Origin of the sequence: Streptomyces sp. A3M-1-3 (assembly GCF_024213665.1) — a bacterium.
Classification (GTDB): domain Bacteria; phylum Actinomycetota; class Actinomycetes; order Streptomycetales; family Streptomycetaceae; genus Streptomyces.
In genome coordinates this window covers 36488-56657 of record NZ_JANAVP010000040.1, presented here as the reverse complement: position 1 = coordinate 56657, position 20170 = coordinate 36488, and the positions used below count along the sequence as shown (strand labels likewise).

The 20170-nt window shown below is 69.3% G+C and carries 22 protein-coding genes; 10 read left to right on the top strand and 12 right to left on the bottom strand.

The annotated features are described in order from the left end of the window. Nucleotides 1-334: ATP-binding protein (locus NLX86_RS31285; RefSeq protein ID WP_254375190.1), on the top strand; the 334-nt coding region annotated here is incomplete at its 5' end. 144 nt (nucleotides 335-478) lie between these two features. After that, nucleotides 479-2182: a lytic transglycosylase domain-containing protein gene (locus NLX86_RS31280; protein ID WP_254375189.1), complete on the top strand. Its 1704-nt coding sequence runs from the start codon at nucleotides 479-481 to the stop codon at nucleotides 2180-2182. Nucleotides 2183-2275: 93 nt separating this feature from the next. Here the strand turns inward: NLX86_RS31280 and NLX86_RS31275 are convergent, their stop codons facing one another. Next, nucleotides 2276-2479 (bottom strand): cold-shock protein, encoded by a 204-nt coding sequence (locus NLX86_RS31275; protein WP_030012116.1) that lies wholly within the window; start codon nucleotides 2477-2479, stop codon nucleotides 2276-2278. Nucleotides 2480-2716: 237 nt separating this feature from the next. Here NLX86_RS31275 and NLX86_RS31270 point away from each other — a divergent pair, with 237 nt between their 5' ends. Then, on the top strand, nucleotides 2717-3598 hold the full coding sequence (locus tag NLX86_RS31270) for a menaquinone biosynthesis protein (protein ID WP_254375188.1): 882 nt from the start codon (nucleotides 2717-2719) through the stop codon (nucleotides 3596-3598). On the opposite strand, the gene NLX86_RS31265 is transcribed toward NLX86_RS31270, so the two are convergent. Beyond that, nucleotides 3599-4630 (bottom strand): esterase family protein, encoded by a 1032-nt coding sequence (locus NLX86_RS31265; protein WP_254375187.1) that lies wholly within the window; start codon nucleotides 4628-4630, stop codon nucleotides 3599-3601. A gap of 204 nt (nucleotides 4631-4834) precedes the next feature. Here NLX86_RS31265 and NLX86_RS31260 point away from each other — a divergent pair, with 204 nt between their 5' ends. The 3 genes from NLX86_RS31260 (at nucleotide 4835) to NLX86_RS31250 (ending at nucleotide 8460) form a co-directional block, all read left to right on the top strand. After that, on the top strand, nucleotides 4835-6511 hold the full coding sequence (locus NLX86_RS31260; protein ID WP_254375186.1) for a serine/threonine-protein kinase: 1677 nt from the start codon (nucleotides 4835-4837) through the stop codon (nucleotides 6509-6511). A gap of 87 nt (nucleotides 6512-6598) precedes the next feature. Further along, the gene (mqnC, locus tag NLX86_RS31255) at nucleotides 6599-7798 is read left to right on the top strand and encodes a cyclic dehypoxanthinyl futalosine synthase (protein WP_254375185.1); all 1200 of its coding nucleotides are present in this window, start codon (nucleotides 6599-6601) and stop codon (nucleotides 7796-7798) included. Nucleotides 7799-7812: 14 nt separating this feature from the next. After that, nucleotides 7813-8460 carry a hypothetical protein gene (locus NLX86_RS31250; RefSeq protein ID WP_254375184.1) on the top strand — a complete coding sequence of 216 codons (648 nt, stop codon included), beginning with the start codon at nucleotides 7813-7815 and terminating at the stop codon, nucleotides 8458-8460. Between the two features lie 9 nt (nucleotides 8461-8469). Here the strand turns inward: NLX86_RS31250 and NLX86_RS31245 are convergent, their stop codons facing one another. From NLX86_RS31245 to NLX86_RS31235, 3 genes are all read right to left on the bottom strand, one after another. Continuing rightward, nucleotides 8470-8763, bottom strand: a complete 294-nt coding sequence (locus NLX86_RS31245) for a LuxR C-terminal-related transcriptional regulator (protein WP_254375183.1) — start codon at nucleotides 8761-8763, stop codon at nucleotides 8470-8472. 101 nt (nucleotides 8764-8864) lie between these two features. Beyond that, nucleotides 8865-9857: a hypothetical protein gene (locus NLX86_RS31240; RefSeq protein ID WP_254375182.1), complete on the bottom strand. Its 993-nt coding sequence runs from the start codon at nucleotides 9855-9857 to the stop codon at nucleotides 8865-8867. 52 nt (nucleotides 9858-9909) lie between these two features. Continuing rightward, nucleotides 9910-10335, bottom strand: a complete 426-nt coding sequence (locus tag NLX86_RS31235) for a peptidase inhibitor family I36 protein (protein ID WP_254375181.1) — start codon at nucleotides 10333-10335, stop codon at nucleotides 9910-9912. A gap of 314 nt (nucleotides 10336-10649) precedes the next feature. On the opposite strand from NLX86_RS31235, the gene NLX86_RS31230 reads away from it, so the two are divergent. The 3 genes from NLX86_RS31230 to NLX86_RS31220 all read left to right on the top strand — a co-directional run bounded on the left by NLX86_RS31230 (nucleotide 10650) and on the right by NLX86_RS31220 (nucleotide 12735). Further along, nucleotides 10650-11003 (top strand): hypothetical protein, encoded by a 354-nt coding sequence (locus NLX86_RS31230; protein WP_254375180.1) that lies wholly within the window; start codon nucleotides 10650-10652, stop codon nucleotides 11001-11003. Between the two features lie 110 nt (nucleotides 11004-11113). Next, the gene (locus NLX86_RS31225; RefSeq protein ID WP_254375179.1) at nucleotides 11114-11812 is read left to right on the top strand and encodes a demethylmenaquinone methyltransferase; all 699 of its coding nucleotides are present in this window, start codon (nucleotides 11114-11116) and stop codon (nucleotides 11810-11812) included. Between the two features lie 11 nt (nucleotides 11813-11823). Continuing rightward, nucleotides 11824-12735 (top strand): glutaminase, encoded by a 912-nt coding sequence (locus NLX86_RS31220; protein ID WP_254375178.1) that lies wholly within the window; start codon nucleotides 11824-11826, stop codon nucleotides 12733-12735. 7 nt (nucleotides 12736-12742) lie between these two features. Here NLX86_RS31220 and NLX86_RS31215 read toward each other — a convergent pair whose 3' ends face one another. After that, nucleotides 12743-13249: a GNAT family N-acetyltransferase gene (locus NLX86_RS31215; protein ID WP_254375177.1), complete on the bottom strand. Its 507-nt coding sequence runs from the start codon at nucleotides 13247-13249 to the stop codon at nucleotides 12743-12745. Between the two features lie 99 nt (nucleotides 13250-13348). Here NLX86_RS31215 and NLX86_RS31210 point away from each other — a divergent pair, with 99 nt between their 5' ends. Further along, nucleotides 13349-14635 (top strand): geranylgeranyl reductase family protein, encoded by a 1287-nt coding sequence (locus NLX86_RS31210; protein WP_254375176.1) that lies wholly within the window; start codon nucleotides 13349-13351, stop codon nucleotides 14633-14635. Between the two features lie 148 nt (nucleotides 14636-14783). Here the strand turns inward: NLX86_RS31210 and NLX86_RS31205 are convergent, their stop codons facing one another. The 6 genes from NLX86_RS31205 to NLX86_RS31180 form a co-directional block, all read right to left on the bottom strand. After that, nucleotides 14784-15227, bottom strand: coding sequence for an NUDIX domain-containing protein (locus tag NLX86_RS31205; RefSeq protein WP_254375175.1), 444 nt, complete (start codon nucleotides 15225-15227; stop codon nucleotides 14784-14786). Beyond that, nucleotides 15224-15880, bottom strand: coding sequence for a dTMP kinase (gene tmk / locus NLX86_RS31200; RefSeq protein WP_254375174.1), 657 nt, complete (start codon nucleotides 15878-15880; stop codon nucleotides 15224-15226). Before tmk ends, NLX86_RS31205 begins: the two co-directional genes overlap by 4 nt. Beyond that, nucleotides 15877-17376 carry a B12-binding domain-containing radical SAM protein gene (locus NLX86_RS31195; protein ID WP_254375173.1) on the bottom strand — a complete coding sequence of 500 codons (1500 nt, stop codon included), beginning with the start codon at nucleotides 17374-17376 and terminating at the stop codon, nucleotides 15877-15879. Before NLX86_RS31195 ends, tmk begins: the two co-directional genes overlap by 4 nt. After that, nucleotides 17333-18175 carry a hypothetical protein gene (locus NLX86_RS31190; RefSeq protein ID WP_254375172.1) on the bottom strand — a complete coding sequence of 281 codons (843 nt, stop codon included), beginning with the start codon at nucleotides 18173-18175 and terminating at the stop codon, nucleotides 17333-17335. Before NLX86_RS31190 ends, NLX86_RS31195 begins: the two co-directional genes overlap by 44 nt. Nucleotides 18176-18914: 739 nt before the next feature. Beyond that, nucleotides 18915-19115, bottom strand: a complete 201-nt coding sequence (locus tag NLX86_RS31185) for a DUF397 domain-containing protein (protein ID WP_254375171.1) — start codon at nucleotides 19113-19115, stop codon at nucleotides 18915-18917. A gap of 11 nt (nucleotides 19116-19126) precedes the next feature. Further along, nucleotides 19127-19984, bottom strand: a complete 858-nt coding sequence (locus NLX86_RS31180) for a helix-turn-helix transcriptional regulator (RefSeq protein WP_254375170.1) — start codon at nucleotides 19982-19984, stop codon at nucleotides 19127-19129. Between the last annotated feature and the right edge of the window lie 186 nt (nucleotides 19985-20170).

Genomic DNA, 20170 nt, shown 5'->3' with positions numbered 1-20170 from the left:
CACGGCGGGTTCGGGCCGGGGGCCACTGGAAAAGGGTCCGCGCAGCGGAAACCTCGCCAGTGGCCTACCGGTACTCGCCCATGGGCGTGTACCCGGCCGGGACTTCGAGCTGAGGATCGTCGTCGGCGACGAACTTCTCCGTATCGAGGTCTCCGATACCCGCGGTGACCGGCAGCCGGCTCCACGGCAGCCCGTCCCCGCTCTCGGACTGGCCGAGAGTGGGCACGGGCTGCTGCTGGTCGAGACCCTTGCCACCGCCTGGGGCGTGCACGCCCGCACGGTGGGCAAGACGGTCTGGGCCGAGCTGGAACTCAACCCGGCCGGCAGTCGGTGAACACCCGGTGGACAAAAGGGATTCCGTCCGGGGCTTCGGTAAAAGATGTGGGGGCTGGTGCAGACGGGGGCGGCGCGACCTGATAGACACAGAGGTCGTTCACGGCCCGACCAGCCAGCGCACGCCCAGGGGGACCGCCGCACTGTGAAGCCTCTTCGCCGTCACCTCATCAACGTAACCCGCCAAGTGCTGTGCGCCGCCGCGCTCGCGGCCACCCTGACCACCGCCGCCGTCGTGAGTTCGCCGACGCCCGCCGGTGCTGGGGAGTCGGAGCCCACGCCCGACAGTCCGCAGGCGCAGGACCGTGGCAACGCGCGGCTGGAGTTGCCGGACCTTGTGGTCAACCCACCCGCCCCGCCCGGAAGTCCGGAGGGGGCCGCGGGCATACCCGGGACGGCCCTCGACGCGTACAAGCGGGCGGCGACTTCGGTGGGGGCCGCGCTGCCGGGGTGCCATCTGCCCTGGGAGCTGATCGCGGGTATCGGCCGGGTGGAGTCCGTACACGCGTCGGGCTACGGCCTGAAGGCCGACGGCTCCACCGAGAAGCCGATCCGCGGACCGCGTCTGGACGGCAGGCAGTTCGCGCTGATCAAGGACACGGACGACGGACGCTGGGACGCCGACACCGAGTTCGACCGGGCGGTCGGCCCGACCCAGTTCATCCCGTCGACGTGGGCGAACTGGGAGATGGACGGCAACGGCGACGGCAAGCGGGACCCGAACAACATCTACGACGCCGCGCTCGGTACGGGAATGTACCTGTGCGCCGGTGACCGGGACCTGGCCAAGGCCGAGGACCTGGACAAGGCGCTCCTCAGTTACAACCACTCCCGCGAGTACGTCAACACGGTCCTCACCTGGATGCGTACGTACCAGCAGGACGGCGCCGCCGAGGTGCCCAACCCGCCGGCCGTCGTCAACCCGGTGCCCGAGACGCCGGTCACCCCGGTCGTACCGACCCCGCCCCCGACGACTCCCGCGACGCCGCCCACGAAGCCCACCCCGCCGAACAAGCCCGGCAAGCCGACGAACCCGGGCACGCCGGGCACACCGGGCACGCCGGGCACACCGGGTACGCCCGGCAAGCCCACGCCGCCCGCTCCCACCGTGAACAAGCTGGAGCGGGTCGGCAGTCCCTCGCTGACCGCCGAGGCGGGCGCCGAGTTCGCGACCCGCCCGCAGGTCAGGGCGGGCAAGAGCGACGGCAAGCCGGCCGCCGGGGAGGCCGTGCTGTTCGAGATCGTCGGCGACACCGGTGCCCACTTCCCCTCCGGCCGGAAGACCGCCGTCGTCCACACCGGTGCCGACGGCCGCGCCACCGCCCCCGTGCTCTCGGCCGGCGACCGGCCCGGCACCTTCGCCGTACGTGCCACGATCCCGGCCCGCGCCCTGCCCGCGATCGGCTTCAGCGCCACGGTCAAGCCCGCGCCCGCCCCCGTGGCCGACGCGCTGGCCCGCACGAGCGACACGCCGCTGGAGACCGTCGCGGGCGAGAGCTTCGCCGAACCGGTCGGCATCCTGGCGACGGCCGAGGGCAAGGCGGTGGCGGGCACGGTGCTCACCGCGAGCATGGTCACCAAGGACGAGAAGGGCGACTGGGTCCCGGCCGAGGCCGGCCCGTACTTCAAGGACAAGGACGGCAAGCCGGTCCGCACGGTCACGCTTGCGGCGACCGGAGCCGACGGCAGGGCCGTGCTCCCGGAGATCTTCACGGACGAAAAGCCGGGCACGTACACGCTGCGCCTGACCACGCCCGAGGGCGTCACCCTGGACGTCACCCTGACGGTCAAGGAAAAGCCCGCGGACCCGACCCCGACCCCGACCCCGACCCCGACGCCTCAGCCGTAACGGCAAAGGCAGGAGCCCTGCTCCCCACCGAGGTGGGGAGCAGGGCTCCTTGGGTACTGCTAACTCCGACCGCGATCCGGTCGGCCCGGGCAACTAGGCCGGGGTGACGTTCTCAGCCTGCGGGCCCTTCGGACCCTGCGTGACGTCGAAGTTCACGGTCTGGTTCTCCTCGAGGGAGCGGAAGCCAGACGCGTTGATCGCGGAGTAGTGGACGAAGACATCCGGGCCGCCGCCGTCCTGGGCGATGAAGCCGAAGCCCTTTTCAGCGTTGAACCACTTCACGGTTCCGGTAGCCATAAGCCCTCCTTGGGCCAAAGGGTTGCCCTGCTCCAGAACCTGCTAAGAAGTCTGAAAACTACAAAAGCCTGCGGGTCACATGCTCCGCAGGCTCTGTACTGCAAGGGAAACCAAACTGCAACTTGCGATGAGCCTAGCACGCAGGGTCGGCAGAGGGGTAGAGGGAAAGATCACTTCACCCGGACGTTTGACACCCCTCTGACGTGCTGACGGAGATGCCGGGGCTAGCCTCGCGATGTGGACACCGAAGAAGACACAGCATCCGACGGCCACCGTCGTAGCCGGCCGCGTGTCGGTCACATCCAGTTCCTGAACTGTCTGCCCCTTTACTGGGGGCTCGCCAGGACCGGAACGCTCCTCGATCTCGAGCTGACGAAGGACACCCCTGAGAAGCTCAGCGAGCGACTGGTGGCGGGCGAGCTGGACATCGCCCCCATCACCCTGGTCGAGTTCCTGCGCCACGCCGACCAGCTCGTCGCCTTCCCCGACCTCGCGGTCGGCTGCGACGGCCCCGTCATGTCCTGCGTGATCGTCTCCCAGGTGCCGCTGAGCCGGCTCGACGGTGCCCGGGTCGCGCTCGGGTCCACGTCTCGTACGTCCGTACGGCTGGCGCAGCTGCTCCTCGCCGAGCAGTACGGGGTCGAGCCCGACTACTACACGTGCCCGCCCGACCTCGGGCTGATGATGCAGGAGGCCGACGCGGCCGTGCTGATCGGGGACGCCGCCCTGCGCGCCTCGCTGCACGACGCGCCCCGGCTGGGCCTTGAGGTTCACGATCTCGGGCTGATGTGGAAGGAGTGGACGGGGCTGCCCTTCGTCTTCGCCGTCTGGGCGGCGCGCAAGGACTACCTGGCGCGCGAGCCCGTCGTCGTGGAGAAGGTGCACGAGGCGTTCCTGGCCTCGCGCGACCTGTCCCTGGAGGAGGTCGCCAAGGTCGCCGAGCAGGCCGCCCGCTGGGAGACCTTCGACGCGGATCTGCTGAAGCGCTACTTCACGACGCTGGACTTCCGGTTCGGTCCGGACCAGCTGGCGGGTGTACGCGAATTCGCCCGCCGGACCGGACCCACGACCGGGTTCCCGGCCGACGTGAAGGTCGAGCTGCTCGGCGGGACCCGCTGATCACTCGGCGGCGATCGGCGCCTGCATCTGGTCGCTGATCCACTTGATGGACCCGTCTCCCATGCCCGTCACATACGTCTTGGCGTTGTGCGAGCCGTCCTGGATGACCTGGAGGCGGGTCTTGACCGGGCCCTTGCCGTAGTCCCTGATGAAGTTCTTCACCTTGGTAAGCCCGGATTCCCTGCTTCCGGCCTGGAACGCCAGGTATACGTCCGGGCCGCCCGGCTTCGCGGCCAGTGCCCGCGCGAGCTTCTCCGGGTGGTTGGCCTGCCGCTCCTTCTCATGGCCGTTCCACAGCGGCGAGTCCGGGACGGTGTCCGGGCCGGACGCGATCACGGCCTTGAACTGCTCGGGCTTCTTCAGTACGGACTTCAGGCCGACGAAGCCGCCGGACGACGAGCCCATGAACGCCCAGCCGTCACGGGACTTGAAGGTACGGAAGTTCGCCTTGACGAAGTCGGGCACGTCCTCGGTCATCCAGGTGCCCATCTTCGGCTGCCCGGGTATGTCGCTGCCGTCGTAGTAGTAGTCGGCGTCCGGGTTGAGTACGGGCATCACGACGATGAAGGGCAGGCTCCTGCCCTCCCGCGACCACTTGCTGATGCTGCTCTGGAGCCCCAGGTCGGTCCCCATCCAGTAGTTGTTCGGGTAGCCGTTGCCGCCTGGCAGGGCGATCAGTACGGGGAAACCGCTCTGCGCGTACTTCGGGTCGAAATACTGCTTGGGGGCCCACACCCACACCTTGCCGGTGAAGCCCGACTTCTTGCCGTGCAGCGTGGTCACGCCGATCTCGGTGCCGTCGTCGATGGAGTTCTGCTTGGTGAACTCCGCCTTCGGGCCGGTCGGCAGCAGCGTCTTCCGCTCGGCTTCCGAGAGCTGGTTCTTCCCGCTGTCCGTGGAGCGGGTGGTGGCGGTGGCCGGGGCGCTCCGACCGTCGAAGCTGACCGGCGCGCCTTCGTCGGAGCAACCGGCGACCAGGGCGACCGAGGTGAGGACGGCAGCGGCTGTGAGGACGGCGGGCAGGTGTTTCATGGCATGGCTCCGGCAGAGAGGTGAGGAGGGGGGTGAGGAGAGAGGTGAGGTGAATTTCGTCCGGAGAGAGGGCCGATGAGGCGCTTTGGTTCGCCCGGAGCCGTCCCCGATCCGCGTGATCCCCGACACCCGGGGGCATAGGCTGCTCGGGGATCGCAGGGAGTCGCAGGGGGACTTGGGGAGTCCGAGGGGGAGGACCACGTCATGCAGCCGCTCGAAGCAGGCGAACCGCAGACCATCGGCGCCTACCGGCTGCTCGGCCGGCTCGGCGCGGGCGGCATGGGCCGGGTCTATCTGGGGCGCAGCGCGGGCGGCCGTACCGTCGCGGTCAAGGTGGTCCATCCGCACTTCGCCTCCGACGACGAGTTCCGGGCCCGGTTCCGCCGCGAGGTCGAGGCCGCCCGGCAGGTCGGCGGCGACTGGACGGCGCCGGTTCTGGACGCCGACCCGGACGCGTCCGTGCCATGGGTGGCCACCGGCTATGTGGCGGGACCGCCGCTGGGGCAGGCGATCGGGGAGTACGGTCCGCTGCCAGAGCACGCGGTACGGACCCTGGGCGCCGGGCTGGCCGAGGCGCTGGCCGCCGTGCACGAGCTGGGACTCGTACACCGCGATGTGAAGCCGTCGAATGTGCTGCTCACGCTCGACGGGCCCCGGCTCATCGATTTCGGCATCGCGCGGGCCACGGACGGCACCGCATCGCTGACCTCCACCGGCGTCTCGATCGGCTCGCCGGGCTATATGTCCCCCGAGCAGATCCTCGGCAAGGGCGTCACCGGCGCCGCCGACGTCTTCTCCCTGGGCGCGGTACTCGCATACGCGGCGTCCGGTACTCCGCCCTTCCCCGGCGACAACTCGGCCACCCTCCTCTACAAGGTCGTGCACGAGGAGCCGGAGTTCGGCGAGCACTTGCGCGGTGAGCTGCGCGAGCTGATCGCCGACTGCCTCGCCAAGGCCCCCGGCACCCGGCCCGGCCCGCGCGAGATCGCTTCCCGGCTGGCCCCCGGTGGCGCGGCTTCGATGGTCGCGACGGGCTGGCTGCCGGGGCCCCTGGTCGAGCAGGTGAGCCGGGCGGCGGTGCGGCTGCTCGACCTGGAGCCGCAGGCGTCGGCGCCGGGCGGGTCCGGGCCGGTGCCGTTCAGCAGCCCTTCGGTCGGCGGCGCTTCGGTGGGCGGCGCTTCGGCCGGTGCGTTCGGGCCGCCCGACCCGTCGTACGGCGAGGCCGTACCGCAGCAGCGCGAGCCGCAGGACGCGCCGCCCGGCCGGCTCGCGCTCTCGGTCACCGCGAACTCGGTGCGGGCCGGCGACGGCGAGCGACGCGGCCGGAAGCTGAGCTGCACGGTGGCCCTGGCGGTGGCGGCCGCGCTGGCGGCGGTGACGGTGGGCGGCGTGTTCGTACTGGACCTGCTGCCGGGGCGCGGCGGGGAGGACGCCGACACGGCAGGGGAGAAGCCCCCGGCGGCCTCGTCCTCGTCCTCGGCACCTTCGGACACGGAGCAGAGTCCGCCCGCGGGGTCCCGGAGCACGGTCCCGGACGGCATGGTCGGCACCTGGAAGGGCACCGTCACCGTGAACGCCGGTGTCAGCACAACGTTCGAGATCACCGTCAAGAAGGGCAAGGTCGGCGACGTGGTCGGCCGGGACAGGTCCGTCATCGACCTCCTCGGTACGAAGACCGACTGCAGCGGCGACTGGAAGCTGGCGTCCGCCACCGACCGGTCCGTCGTCCTGGACACCAGCGGCAATATCAATCCGGCCCCCGGGATCTGCTCCAACGGTTCGCCCGAGGAGCGGTTCAGCCTCAATACGAACGGCACCCTGCACTACAAGTCCGGCGACGCACTCGCCGGCAACCCGGAGGGCGACCTGAAGCGCCAGTAGCGACCGGCCCGCAGGGCTGCCGGTGTGCTGGCGTACGCTGGATCGGTCCGCTGACCCACTGATCCACCGCCGAAAGGTGACGCCCCGGTGACCGAGAAGGCCGACCCGCAGTCCGTCCTCGACCGCGCTGCCGAGGGTGGCCGGATCACCCCGGAAGAGGCGCTCGACCTCTACCGCTCGGCCCCGCTGCACGCGCTCGGCGCGGCCGCCGACGCGGTGCGCCGCCGCCGGTACGCCGGTACCGAGCACATCGCGACGTACATCATCGAGCGGAACATCAACTACACCAACGTGTGTGTGACCGCCTGCAAGTTCTGCGCGTTCTACGCCCCGCCGAAGGACACGGACAAGGGCTGGACCCGCGACCTCGACGACATCCTGCGCCGCTGCGCGGAGACCGTCGAGCTGGGCGGTACGCAGATCATGTTCCAGGGCGGCCACCACCCGGACTACGGCGTCGAGTACTACGAGAAGCACTTCTCGGCGATCAAGCAGGCGTACCCGCAGCTGGTCATCCACTCCCTCGGCGCGTCCGAGGTCGAGCACATGGCCCGGATCTCGTCGGTGTCGGTGGAGGAGGCCATCTCCCGTATCCACGCGGCCGGTCTCGACTCGTTCGCGGGCGCGGGCGCCGAGCTGCTGCCGGCCCGGCCGCGCCAGGCTATCGCCCCGCTCAAGGAGTCCGGCGAGCGCTGGCTGGAGATCATGGAGATCGCGCACGGGATGGGCGTCGAGTCCACCTCGACCATGCTCATGGGTACGGGTGAGACCAACGCCGAGCGCATCGAGCACCTGCGGATGATCCGCGACGTACAGGACCGGACGGGCGGCTTCCGCGCGTTCATCCCGTACACCTACCAGCCCGAGAACAACAAGCTGAAGGGCCAGACGCAGGCCACGCTCTTCGAGTACCTGCGCATGATCGCCGTCTCGCGCCTCTTCCTCGACAACGTCGCCCACATCCAGGGCTCCTGGCTGACCACGGGCAAGGAGGTCGGCCAGCTGTCGCTGCACTACGGCGCGGACGACCTCGGCTCCATCATGCTGGAGGAGAACGTGGTGTCGTCGGCGGGCGCGAAGCACCGGTCGAACCGGCTGGAGATCATCGACCTGATCCGCAAGGCGGGCCGGGTGCCGGCGCAGCGCGCGACGACGTACGAGCACCTGCTCGTGCACGACGACCCGGCGAACGACCCGGTCGACGAGCGCGTCGCCTCGCACATCTCGTCCACGGCGATCGAGGGCGGCACGGCGCATCCCGAGCTGAAGCTCATCGCCTCGAACTGAGGCGGACCGCTGCCTTGCTGACGATTCATGCCGCGCCGCTGGTCCTGCCGGTCGGCGCGGCCCCCGTGCCGGAGGGTGCGGTCCTCGTCGACGGCGACCGGATCGCTGCGATCGGCCCGTACGAGGAGCTGGCGGCGGCGCATCCACAGGCCCGCGTGCGGCGGTGGCCCGGCGTGCTCACGCCGGGACTGCGCCAGTGGCACGGGACCTGGCTGCTGAAGCGCTGCTACCACCCCGACCCGCGGGAGGCCGGCGAACTCGGCGAACTGCCGTTGTCCGGGGCCGCGCTGGAGTCGCTGGAGCTGGACGCCGCCCGCCTGGCGGGCAGTGTGCGGCGGGGGCTGCAGCGGATGCTGAGGCACGGCACCACAGCCCTGGCGGTGATGGACGACCCTCTCCTGCGGACCGCGGTCGCCCGCGTGGGGCTGACCGTCGTCTCGCCGGTCGGCGGTCCGGGAGGCATGCTCCTCGGCGGGCCGGACCTCGATCCGTTCGTGGAGGGGTACGACCTGCCGGGTTCCGTGCACACCCCGCTGGCCGTCGGCGCTCGCGCCGACCTCGCGGTCTTCGACGTGCCGGACGAGGCGGCTCTGGTGGCCGCGGGCGCCGCCAGTTGTGTGGCCACCGTCCTCGACGGGCGGCTCGTCTACCGGGCGCGCTGATCTCGCCGTTCAGTGGTCCGTATGCTCCGGGTGGTCCGTCAACTGGGTGAGCGCGGCCAACAGGCAGAGCTGGAGCCTGGAGACCTCGCCGAGTTTCTTCCGCAGATTGGCGATATGGAACTTGACGGTCCGCTCGGATATGTGAAGATCCCTGGCTATTTCCTCGTTGGAAGGAGCCGTATGCAGAAGGGCGAATACGGCTGCCTCCTGGTCAGTGAGGTCGTTGATGCGGTCCGCTCCGCGGCATAGTTCTTCGGCATCCTCACGCTCGGCGATGAGTGCGCGAAGGCTGCGCAGATCCATCAGTTCCCCCGGTCCAGGTCAGAATCATCGATCGATCCTAATCACCCGACGGGGCGGGCACTCATAGATTTTCCGACCAATTGGATTGGCCGAAAATGGAGTTACCTCCGTGCGGCGGCAAGGGTGGAGGCGAGTCGCAGCCGCTCCTCGTGCTGCGCCTTGGCGAGTTTGAGCGTTTCGGCGTTCTTCTCGATGAGCCCGCGCTGGTAGGCCGACTCCACCGCAAAGGCAACGCCCACCAGATTCACCTTCTCCTTGCAGGCGACATCGGTCTTGGCGGCGGTGACGGCGGCAGGACTGGACAATTCCTGGTTCTGGAAGCCGAGTTTCTCGGCCGCGCCCAGCGGACTCGCGGCCGAATAGCCGCTCTCCTTCATGCACTGCGACCACTGGTTGAAAACGCGACGTACGCGAGAATCCTCTCGGGCGTGCGATTCCGCTTCGGCGACGAGACTGAAGACGAAGAGGGTGTCGACACTGTCCGGGGCCGGGGCGTAGAGCTTGAGGAACGACTCGCGCAGGCAGCCGCCGACGGGGATCGCGGTGCCGTTGACCTTGATGCCGCTCTTCGTGGTCTCCGCCTCTCGCCGGCTCTTGGGCAGCTTGTCCGGCGCCAGATCGTCCGGCCCGTGCAGCACCAGCCTTCCGGTCGCGCTCAGCGCTGCCTGCTGCGGCGGACGTGCGGCTCCGCGGGCGCTGCCCGGGGACGCGTATCCGTACGTGGCAGCGGCCGCCGGATCGGACACCCCGTACCGGCGCGAGCCGTCCTGTCCTCGGTCGGTCGCGGGCATCGGCGGCGGGCTGTACGTGAATCCGTAGCGCGCCATGCACCGGCCGGCGAGCAGCTGCTGGCTCCGGGAGAGCAGATCCCGGTCCGCGTCGGTGCGTTCGTATGCGTCGAGCGGGAACGTGAGCCCCTGGGTGCGGAGCAGCGTGGGCGTGGACGCCACGGCCGGTTCCCGGCGTGCGTCGTCGCCCGCGCCGCCGCCGCCGCCGCCGTCGCCGGCGCAGCCTGTGAGACCGGCCAGGAGGCCGGAAAGGGCGAGGAGCGTGACGGTCGGGTGGGCGGGGCGGCGGACGGTCGGCGGGGGCATCGGAGTCCTTCGGGACGTACGGGGGTACGGGGGTACGGGGGGCGGGGGCCGGTCAGCCGCACTTGCCCCAGTGGGCCGAGGAGAGCTTGTTCCTGAAGGTCCTGGAGGCGTCTCCGCTGTAACCGGGATCCAGGGAGCCCCATGCGCCTTCGTAGTCGGCGTCGGTGTACACGCAATACTGCAGAACGGAGCGGTTCCAGTAGGAAGCCGTGGCGTCATTCACGGTATCTCCGTAGCCGTTGCAGGTGCTCTTGCCCTTGAAACGGTTGTTGCTGAAGGTCTTGTCGTCGTAGATCAGGTCGTGCACGCAGCCGCCTCTGCCGGAGTTGTGGTAGAGGCCGAACTCCGACGATTCCAGCGTCCCGTTCTGCGGCGTGGCCGACTGTGCCGTTCCGGCGGTCGCGAAAGCGAATCCGCCGATTGCCGATACGGCGACGGCGAGTGAGGCGACGCGCTGCCTGGTGGTCGGCTGTCTCATGGTTCACATCCCTGGTCCGGTCGCGCATTCGAGGTCCGACCCTTTGGCGGATCGCACAACAGGTAGTCAAACAAGGGTCGTTGGGGGGCGTCTACTGTCCCCGGGAACAGTTGACGAGTGCATGTTCGAACACATAGCGTCACGCCCGCCCGCTCGTACCCGGTCTGGAGCCTCTGCACGCCCTTGTCCGCCCCGCTGCGCTCCCTGGCGGCGCCCGCCCTTCTCATCGCCGCACTCGTCGGCTGCGGGGCGCTGGGCGAACCCGAGCCGGGGAAGTCGCCCCCGCAAAGTGAAAAGGAACTTGCTTACTACTCGTGCCGGAGAAGCACGGGGTGATCCTGGACCACCGGGACGACGGCCAGACAAAGGTCGACAAGGACAAGACGGTCGCAGACATCCAGGTCGCGGCGCAGCAGAAGTGCTTCGACAAGCTTCCCGATCCGGAGGCTGATCCGGTCGACAAGGAAATCCTGGAGAGCGAGCGGAAGTTCAGCGCCTGCATGCGCGAGAACGGCTTTCCCGCCTACCCCGACCCCGATCCCGCGACGGGCGAGACCGTGCCGACTCCAGCGCTCGCCGAGGCGCTGGAGCGGAAGGACCCGGCCCTCCTCTACGCCAAGGAGGCGTGCGTACCGAAGCGGACAGGCCGGCCCGCTGCCGGAGGATGACACCGCCCCCCACCGGCGGCGGCCAGGCCGAGGCGCTGCGCCGCTGACGCCGGCCGCGCCGACACGACCCTGCGGGCCGTATCCGGCGGGCCGCAGGACACAATGGCGGCGTGACCCGCGCATCCCTGAACAAGCAGCCGCACGAAGTCGCCTCGATGTTCGACGACGTGGCGGCGAACTACGACCTGACCAACGACGTCCTCTCGCTCGGCCAGGACCGGCTGTGGCGCAGGGAGGTCGCCAAGGCCGTGAACGCCCGCCCGGCGCAGAAGGTCCTCGACCTCGCCGCGGGCACGGCCACGTCCTCACTCCCGTTCGCCGCCACCGGCGCGTACGTCGTCCCGTGCGACTTCTCGCTCGGCATGCTGCGCGAGGGCAAGAAGCGCCACCCGCATCTGCCGCTGACCGCCGGTGACGCGACGAAGCTGCCCTTCCGCGACAGCGTCTTCGACACGGTGACGATCTCGTTCGGCCTGCGCAACGTGCAGGACACCGACGCGGCGCTGCGCGAGCTGTACCGGGTCACCAAGCCCGGTGGCCAGGTGGTGATCTGCGAGTTCTCGCACCCGACCTGGGCCCCGCTCCGCACGGTCTACACCGAGTACCTGATGCGCGCGCTGCCGCCTGTCGCCAGGGCGGTGTCCAGCAACCCGGACGCGTACGTCTACCTCGCCGAGTCCATCCGCGAATGGCCCGACCAGCCGGCGCTGGCGTCGCGCCTCAAGCAGGCCGGCTGGACGAAGGTGGCCTGGCGCAACCTGACCGGCGGCATCGTCGCGCTGCACCGCGGCACCAAGCCCGCCGCCTGAGCCGGTCCGCCGTGGACTACCAGGCCGTACTGGAGCGGATCGCCGAGGATGTCGCGCCGCGGATCGGCAGTGGCCGCCCCGCCGAGTACATCCCGGCCCTCGCCTCCGTGGACCCGCACCGCTTCGGCATGGCCCTCGCCGATCTGGACGGCACGGTGTACGGGGTGGGGGACTGGCAGCGCCCCTTCTCCGCCCAGTCCATCACCAAGGTGTTCACCCTGGCGCTCGCCCTGGCCCAGGGCGGCGACAGCCTCTGGCGGCAGGTCGGCCGGGAGCCGTCCGGCAACCCCTTCAACTCGCTGGTGCAGCTGGAGTACGAGAACGGGATCCCCCGCAACCCGTTCATCAACGCGGGCGCGCTCGTCGTCACCGACCGTCTGCAGACCCTGACCGGCGACGCGAGCAGTGAACTCCTGGAGTTCCTGCGGGAGGAGAGCGGAAACCCGGAGCTGGCCTTCGATCCGGAGGTCGCCGAGTCGGAGTCCGCGCACGGCGACCGCAATGCCGCCCTGGCCCACTTCATGGCCTCGTACGGCAACATCACCAACCCCGTCCCCACCCTGCTCGACCACTACTTCTGGCAGTGCGCGATCGAGATGAGCTGCGCCGACCTGGCGCTGGCCGCCCGCTTCCTGGCCCGCCACGGGCTGCGCGCCGACGGCAGCCGCCTGCTGACCCGCAGCGAGGCCAAGCAGATCAACGCGGTGATGCTCACCTGCGGTACGTACGACGCGGCCGGCGACTTCGCCTACCGGGTCGGGCTGCCGGGCAAGAGCGGCGTCGGCGGCGGGATCGTGGCGGTCGTGCCGGGGCGCTGCACGCTGTGCGTGTGGAGCCCCGGCCTGGACGCGCGGGGTAACTCGGTGGCCGGTGTGGCCGCGCTGGACCGTTTCACCACGCTCACCGGCCTCTCGGTTTTCTAGCGGCTTCCTACAACTCCAGCCGGAAGCGGTAGCACTTCTTCCTGGACACCGGAGTGTGCAGCGTCTCCGCCAGCTCCATACCGAGCCGCCGGGTGACCGCGATGGACCGCTCGTTGCCGGCGTCGACCATCGCCACCACCTCCTTCACCCCGGCCGCACGTACCCGCTCCAGCGTCGCTTCGGCCGCGGCGGTGGCGTACCCCTGCCCCCAGTACGCGCGGCCGAGCCGCCAGCCGATCTCGATCCCGCCCGCCGGGCCCCACGCATGCGGCCACGGCTGCGCGCCGGTGAAGCCGATGACCTCGCCCGCCTCGTCGGTCATCGTCCACAGGCAGAAGCCGTGGGTGGCGTCGTGCATCCGCTGCCGGGCGGTCAGCTCCTCGTACACCGAGAGTTCGGCAGCGGCGCCGCCGTGGAACTCCATCACGCACGGGTCGTCGAAGACCCGGTGCCAGACGAGGGCGTCCTCCTCGGTGGGCACGCGGAGCTGGACGACGGGGAGCGGCTTGGCCATGGAGGGCAGCCCTTCAGGAGACCGGTGAGTGCTGCTGCATAGACTGCCTCTGTCCTGTGCCGTTCGGCACGCAATATCGAGTCTTCGGGAGATCCCGCCGTGACCGAGCCCCTCTCCGAACACACCGCAGATGTGATCGTCGTCGGGGCCGGGCCCGCCGGCTCCACGACCGCGTACTACCTGGCGAAGGCCGGACTCGACGTCCTCCTGCTGGAGAAGACCGCCTTCCCGCGCGAGAAGGTCTGCGGCGACGGCCTTACGCCGCGCGCCACCAAGCAGCTCGTCGCCATGGGCATCGACATCTCCGAAGAGGCCGGCTGGCTGCGCAACAAGGGCCTGCGGATCATCGGCGGCGGTGTCCGGCTGCAGCTCGACTGGCCGGACCTCGCGAGCTACCCGGACTACGGACTGGTGCGCAAGCGCGACGACTTCGACGAGCAGCTGGCCCGCCAGGCGCAGAAGGCAGGCGCGCGGCTGTACGAGCGCTGCAACGTGGGCGCGCCGATCGTCGACGAGCGGACCGGCCGGATCACCGGCGTGCACGCCAAGATGGGGGAGGAGAAGACCCCGGTCATCTTCCACGCCCCGCTGGTGGTCGCCGCCGACGGCAACTCCACCCGGCTGTCGCTGGCCATGGGCCTGCACCGCCGCGAGGACCGCCCGATGGGCGTGGCCGTACGGACGTACTTCACCAGCCCCCGCCACGACGACGACTACCTGGAGTCCTGGCTGGAGCTGTGGGACCGGCGCGGACCGGGCGAGGACCGGCTGCTGCCGGGCTACGGCTGGATCTTCGGCATGGGCGACGGTACGTCCAATGTCGGCCTCGGCGTCCTCAACACCTCCGACTCGTTCAAGGAGCTGGACTGGCGCGAGGTGCTCAAGGCGTGGTGCGCCTCGATGCCGGAGGACTGGGGCTACACCCCGGACAACATGACGATGCCGATCCGCGGCGCCGCCCTGCCGATGGCCTTCAACCGCCAGCCGCACTACACCAAGGGCCTGCTGCTGGTCGGTGACGCGGGCGGGCTGGTCAACCCGTTCAACGGCGAGGGCATCGCGTACGCCATGGAGTCCGGCCAGATCGCGGCCGACGTCATCGTCCAGGCGCACGCCCGGCAGACCCCGGCCCAGCGGGAACTGGCGCTGCACGCCTACCCCAAGATCCTCAAGGACACCTACGGCGGCTACTACACGCTGGGCCGGGCCTTCGTGAAGCTCATCGGCAACCCGAAGGTCATGAAGATCGCTACCCAGCGCGGCCTGACCCACCCGCTGCTGATGAAGTTCACGCTGAAGATGCTCGCGAACCTCACCGACCCGACGGGCGGCGACGCGATGGACCGCATCATCAATGGCCTGTCGAAGGTGGCCCCACGTTCGTGATCATTCAAGTCTGCACCTCTGCGGTCTCCTGACCTCGGCGGATGTCTGTCTACGGCGCAACAGCTATTGCGCCTTAGGCACGACTCCGCCCGCCGGGCCTCGGGAGAAGGGCGCCGGCGGGCGGGGGAACCGCGGGTGGCCGAGGTATTTACGACCAGCCGTGTTCGGTGAGCGTCTCGGCGACGTTGAGGTAGCCGAGCAGGCCGGCGGCGGGGTACTCGATGATGTCGTCGGGCAGCTCGTGCACGGACCACCAACGCAGATCGAGGCACTTCTCGGGCTCGCGGTTAACCGGCTCGCCCTGCCACTCGGTCGCCTCGAAGAACAGACCGATGCGCTCGACCTCGGGGCTCTGCTTGTGGTGCACGACGTGCACGAGTCGCAGGCGCTCGGGGGAAACCTCGACGCCGGTCTCTTCGCGCAGCTCGCGTGCCGCGCCGATGGTGAGCGGCTCGCCCTTGTCGAGCTTGCCCGAGGGGGCGTGCCACCGGCCGTAGCCGTACGGTCCTCCGCGCTGCGAAAGAAGGATCTTGTCGCCGTCGCGCAGGATCACGTGCGTGTCGATCACGGGGGCTGCGGGTGTCGCGTTCATGGGTTCACCGTGTGGTCGTCGGGTCTGGTGGGGCTGTCGACGCTACCGCCGGGCGGGGGTACGGCGTCGGCGATTCGCTTCGCTACGTCCGTAGGGGTGGCCTTGGTGGAGTCGAGCACGAGCACCTGTACGCCGAGGGTCATCAGGGTCTGCGCGGCCTTGGTGTAGAGCTCGACCTCGCGGGCGGGCCCGGTGGGGTCGTTGTGGAACCGGTGGCGTCGGCCGCGCTCGGCGAGGCGGGCGGCGATTGTGTCCGGGGCGGCGGTGAGGATTACTGCGAGGTCGGGCAGCAGGATGTCGGCGTTCAGTTCGAGCAGGAACTGCTCAGGCACGCCGTCGAGCCGTTGCAGCACGAGGGACGACGCGAGGTACCGATCACAGACGATCGTGAAACCGGAGTCGCGCAGGGGCCGCAGGTCGCTGTCGATGTGCTCGTACCGGTTGGCGGCCACGAGACACGCGAGCGCGCGACCGCTGAGAAAGTTGGCGCTCTTGCGGGTGAACTCGCCGAGTGCGCTCGTCGAGGGCTCGGTCGTCGTGTGGATGGTTCGGCCCTCGTTGCGTAGCAGGCGGTCGAGCTCTGAGACGGTGGTCGACTTCCCGACGGCGCTCGGGCCGTCGACGGTAATGAACACTCCGGGCAGTGTGGTCATGCGACGACCCCCATGCGGTTCCGGGCGTGCTGCTCGCGGGTGAGTATGGCGAGGGTGGCGCGCAGCTTGTGCAGGGGGACGCCGCCGAACTGGATGCCGACCGAGAAATTGAACTCGTCGCGGGCCCGCATGGACTCGTCGGCGCCGTCCGCGGTGAGGTCGACGTCCGAGTAGGCGAGCAGCTTGTCGGGGTCGTGGCCGGCGTCGGTGAGCGTCTGCCAAATCGGCGTGCCAGGGTAGGGGCGGAACTCGAACACGCTCGCCCGGAAACGGGCGCGGTGACGGTCGGCTAGGGCCCACAGGCTGTTGATGTGGCGCACGGTCGCGTCGAGGTCTTCCCGCTCCTCACCGGGGTAGCCGAGGATGAAATACCCCTTCACGCCGATGCCGTGTTCGAGCAGGCGGTCGGTTACGTCCTCGGTCATCTCGGCTGTGATCCGCTTGTCCATGCCGGCGAGCACACGGTCGCTGCCGGACTCGATCCCCAGGGCGACCTCGCGCAGCCCGTTCGCCTTGAGCGTGGTGAGCATGTCGTCGTCGAGGCGGGCGAACACGTTGATCCTTCCGGTGGCGTCCCACATGTACCGTTCGCCGATGCGGTGCCGGGTGAATGCCTCCATCTGCGGCACGATCACCCGTTTGGCCCCGAGGAAGAGGTCGTCTACGAATCGGAACGCCGTTGCGTTGTAGGCGGAGTGCAGGGAATCTAGTTCGGCGACGATGCCCTCGGGGGAGCGGGCGCGGATTTTGACGTCGGGGTTCGCCGAGACGGCGGCGCCGCAGAATCCGCAGTCGTACGGGCATCCCCTGCTGCCGACGATGTTCGCCTCGGTGCGGCCGTCGTCGGCGATGTAAGGGTCTTGCGGCAGGAAGGCCCGGTTCACGAGCGGCAGGGCGTCGATGTCCGGGCCGAGCCACTGCGCGGTGTTGCCTCGGGCGATGCCGGCGGCGTGTGTGCCGAGCAGGCGGTCGCGCCACATCACGCCAGGCAGCTCGGCGCGGCGGCGCTCGTTGTCGAGGAGCGCGGCGACGCGGGTCTCGCCCTCGCCGATGACGAGCGCGCGGAGGTTGGTCATGCGGGGGTCGTCGAGGATGCGGTCGGGCATGGCGCGGGCGTGGTGTCCGCCGACCATGAGCGCGATGTCGCGGTCGAGACAGGCGGCGATGCGGGCCGACATCTCGTACGTGGGGGCGAGCAGGTTCATGCCGACCCATCGGGGGCGGGCGGCGTTGACGATTCGGGCGGTCTCCTCGATGCCGAGGCCGTGTGCCTCGGCGTCCAGTACGCCGACGTTGAACCCTCCGACCTCCTGCACGTACGTGGCGATGTACCCGAGGCCGAGAACCGGCAGGGTGTAGTCGTTGGTACGCGGGCGCAGGCCGTAGTCGCGTAGCGGCGCGTTGACGAACAGTGCGTCGAGGGCGCGGCGCGGGTCGGCGCCGGCGATCAGATCAGGGGCGGTGCGTACGTCCTCCGTGGCCGGTAACGCGGTCATGGCTCCCCCAGGTGAGAGTGAACAGAGTCAGGGCGTGCAGTCGGGTGCGCTCGGGCGCCCAACGGCGCCACAGAGCCTCGAACTGCTTCTCAGAGCTCGGCAGTACGAGGCCGGGCGCGGCCTTGCCGGCCCAGGTGCGCACGGCGAGGTCGCCGTGCGGGTAGACCGAGTGGTCCCCCGTGTAGTCGGCCGCTGCTGCTGCTGCGGTCCACGGGCCGATGCGGGGTACCTCGACGAGTTCTTTGATCAGGCTTTCGGCGACGTCGAAGGTGGACCAGTGCTCGCCACGGTCGAGGAACGCCTCGGCGGCGGCGCGCAGGGCGGTTCGGTTGAACATGGCGCCGACGGCGGCGAACCCCTCGTCGCTCAGGCCGAGGACGGCCTCGGGGCTCGGGGCGAGGGCGAGGGCGCCGACCGGGGTCTCGAAGTTACGGCCGTACGCCGAGTAGAACGCGCGATGACGCTTCCGGGCCTGCGCGGCGGTCACGACCTGCCGTAGCAGGGCGGTCGTGATCGCGTCCCACAGCGACGGATTGGTGAGCCGAGCTACGGTGCCGAGAGGCACCAACTCATCGAGCAGGGGCGTCGCTTTGTCCGTCGTCGGCAGGTCGATCGACGACGTGTAGGCGACCGGGGGCTGCTCGCCGGCCTCGGCGTCGAGGGGGCGCAGCAGCAGGTGCTCGCGCTCGGTCTCCCACTGCGCGAGCCATACAGAGCCCTGATGCTCGACGAGGCGCACCGGCTCGCCCTCGGGCGTCTCGTGCCAGGCGGGATGTTCCGTGATGATCGTGGTACTCATAAGCACAATTCCGTTCGCCGGTGCTTGGGGTGACGCTCACAGTCTGCGGATTCCGTCGGTGTCAACGAGAGGTATCGGACAGGTCGTACGACCCACTCGGCCCGGATGCCGCCGTGCAGAACAACGGTGAAGCCCGTTGTTTTCTCCGCGATACAGGACTGCGAGCGTTTGAAGGCACCCGCTGCCGTCCGCCCACTCAAGGGCGCGCGCGATCTCGCGGGGTGTCATGGCCATGTGCGTACCGCGAATGTCGATACGCAGGGCTCGGATAGCCGCACGTGGACCGTCCACCACTTCAACGGCCTTGAGCCGTTCCGGGTGCTCGCACCCGGTGCCGCAGTACCGAACACGCTCGATCGCGACCCCCCAACGAACGGCGGCGGTGTAGGCGCGAGGGAAGCAACCTTGCACCCTCAGCGGTCAGGGGTCGGCGTAGCAGATGCACGGATGTCCTCCTGCCGGGGGCGCCATGGTTGCACCCCGCCTGCCGGTGTCGGGCAAGGGCGGGCAGGATGCAACCTCGGGGGAACCCTGCTCAACCGACGGGAGATTGGGCAGAGTTATGCCACGTCGGGCACGGTCTTCCCGACGGATCGGCACGTTGTGGCGACGCACGGCGACGGTATCGCTACAGGAGCCAGGGCGGCAAGGCTGCTACGGGGCATACATGCGCACTGGCATATGCAAGTGCCCCCCGCCCAGGTCAGACGGGGGGCACGGTTGCTCCTGCGACGGTGAGTCAGTTCACGAAGTGATCAAACTCGCCGGCCTTGACGCCCTGAATGAAGGCGGCGAGCTTCTCCGGTGACGTGGTGATGGTGTTATCCGGGTCGTCGCTCTCGCACAGCAGGATCTCGCCGTTGCGCTTGGCGACGTGAAGGCACTGTTCCCCGCCGCCCCCGGAAAAGCTCGACTTCTGCCACTTGATTTCGCTGCTCATTCCTGAATTTCTCACAGTTCTCTTGCGACGTGGTGAACGAAATTGCGCGACGCTTCGGGGTCGAGCGAGGTCTGCTCGGCGAAATCGAGCAGGGTTCTGTACCGGTCGAGGTCTGCGGCTGCGTCCAGAAAGCGACCGCCGAAAGGCGTGTCGATATGAACGGTGTCGAGCTGCGGAACGATGCCGGCCGCATACATTACGGTCTGCGTGACTTCGATGAAGTCCTCGGAAGTGAAGGGGATGACTCGCAGCGTGAGCCACTCGTGCTCGGACGCCTGCAACAGGTATTCGAGCTGGTCCCGGGCTACCTTCCGGCCGCCGACACGCATCCGCAGTGCGGCCTCGTGCACGATCGCCTCGAAGCGCGGCGGGTCGTCACGGTCGAAGATCGCGCGGCGCTTCATCCGGTGCTCGACTCGGGCCTGCACCTCATCGGCCGGTAGCTGCGGGATGACGCCGGCGAACAGGGCTCGCGCGTAGTCCTCGGTCTGCAAGACGCCGGGGAACGTCACCGGTTGCAGGCATCGCAGGCCACCGCTTGCGTGATGTTCAAGTTCGGCGATGTCGAGGAAGCCCGGAGCAAGGACACCGCGGTAACTGTCCCACCAGTGTTGCCCTCGATGCTCGGCCGCTATCGCGCAAAGCGCTTCGATCAGCGACTCGTCGTCGCAGGCGTAGAAAACGGAGAGTCGGCGGATGCGGTCGTCGCTGATTCCGATCCGACCTGCCTCGATATGCGAAATCTTGGCCTGGTCGGTAGAGATCAGCCCTGCTGCCTCGCGGGCGGTCTTGCCCGCACGTTCGCGCAGCTTCCGCAGCTCTCCACCCAGGCGCGCTTGGCGGGCTGTTGGGTTGTCCCTCGGCGGCATGTCACCTTCCCCTGTCTGCGCACACAGTGTCGTGCCTAACCGTGCCACGGGTCCACCCACCATATCCAGAGCCAAGGGACCACTCTTGCCACGGGGCATGTATGCCCCCTATGATCCTGGCAGCACCGCGTCGCACGTCAGTAAGACCGAAGTGCAGCCGCTGGTACGCCCGTTGGGGGTACCGCC

Bases quoted from the DNA above. Each gene is read 5' to 3' on its own strand.
- NLX86_RS31275 (WP_030012116.1), bottom strand. From the start codon at position 2,479: ATGGCTACCGGAACCGTGAAGTGGTTCAACGCTGAAAAGGGCTTCGGC.
- NLX86_RS31265 (WP_254375187.1), bottom strand. From the start codon at position 4,630: ATGAAACACCTGCCCGCCGTCCTCACAGCCGCTGCCGTCCTCACCTCG.
- NLX86_RS31260 (WP_254375186.1), top strand. From the start codon at position 4,835: ATGCAGCCGCTCGAAGCAGGCGAACCGCAGACCATCGGCGCCTACCGG.
- NLX86_RS31245 (WP_254375183.1), bottom strand. From the start codon at position 8,763: ATGGATCTGCGCAGCCTTCGCGCACTCATCGCCGAGCGTGAGGATGCC.
- NLX86_RS31240 (WP_254375182.1), bottom strand. From the start codon at position 9,857: ATGCCCCCGCCGACCGTCCGCCGCCCCGCCCACCCGACCGTCACGCTC.
- NLX86_RS31235 (WP_254375181.1), bottom strand. From the start codon at position 10,335: ATGAGACAGCCGACCACCAGGCAGCGCGTCGCCTCACTCGCCGTCGCC.
- NLX86_RS31215 (WP_254375177.1), bottom strand. From the start codon at position 13,249: ATGGCCAAGCCGCTCCCCGTCGTCCAGCTCCGCGTGCCCACCGAGGAG.
- NLX86_RS31205 (WP_254375175.1), bottom strand. From the start codon at position 15,227: ATGAACGCGACACCCGCAGCCCCCGTGATCGACACGCACGTGATCCTG.
- tmk (WP_254375174.1), bottom strand. From the start codon at position 15,880: ATGACCACACTGCCCGGAGTGTTCATTACCGTCGACGGCCCGAGCGCC.
- NLX86_RS31195 (WP_254375173.1), bottom strand. From the start codon at position 17,376: ATGACCGCGTTACCGGCCACGGAGGACGTACGCACCGCCCCTGATCTG.
- NLX86_RS31190 (WP_254375172.1), bottom strand. From the start codon at position 18,175: ATGAGTACCACGATCATCACGGAACATCCCGCCTGGCACGAGACGCCC.
- NLX86_RS31185 (WP_254375171.1), bottom strand. From the start codon at position 19,115: ATGAGCAGCGAAATCAAGTGGCAGAAGTCGAGCTTTTCCGGGGGCGGC.
- NLX86_RS31180 (WP_254375170.1), bottom strand. From the start codon at position 19,984: ATGCCGCCGAGGGACAACCCAACAGCCCGCCAAGCGCGCCTGGGTGGA.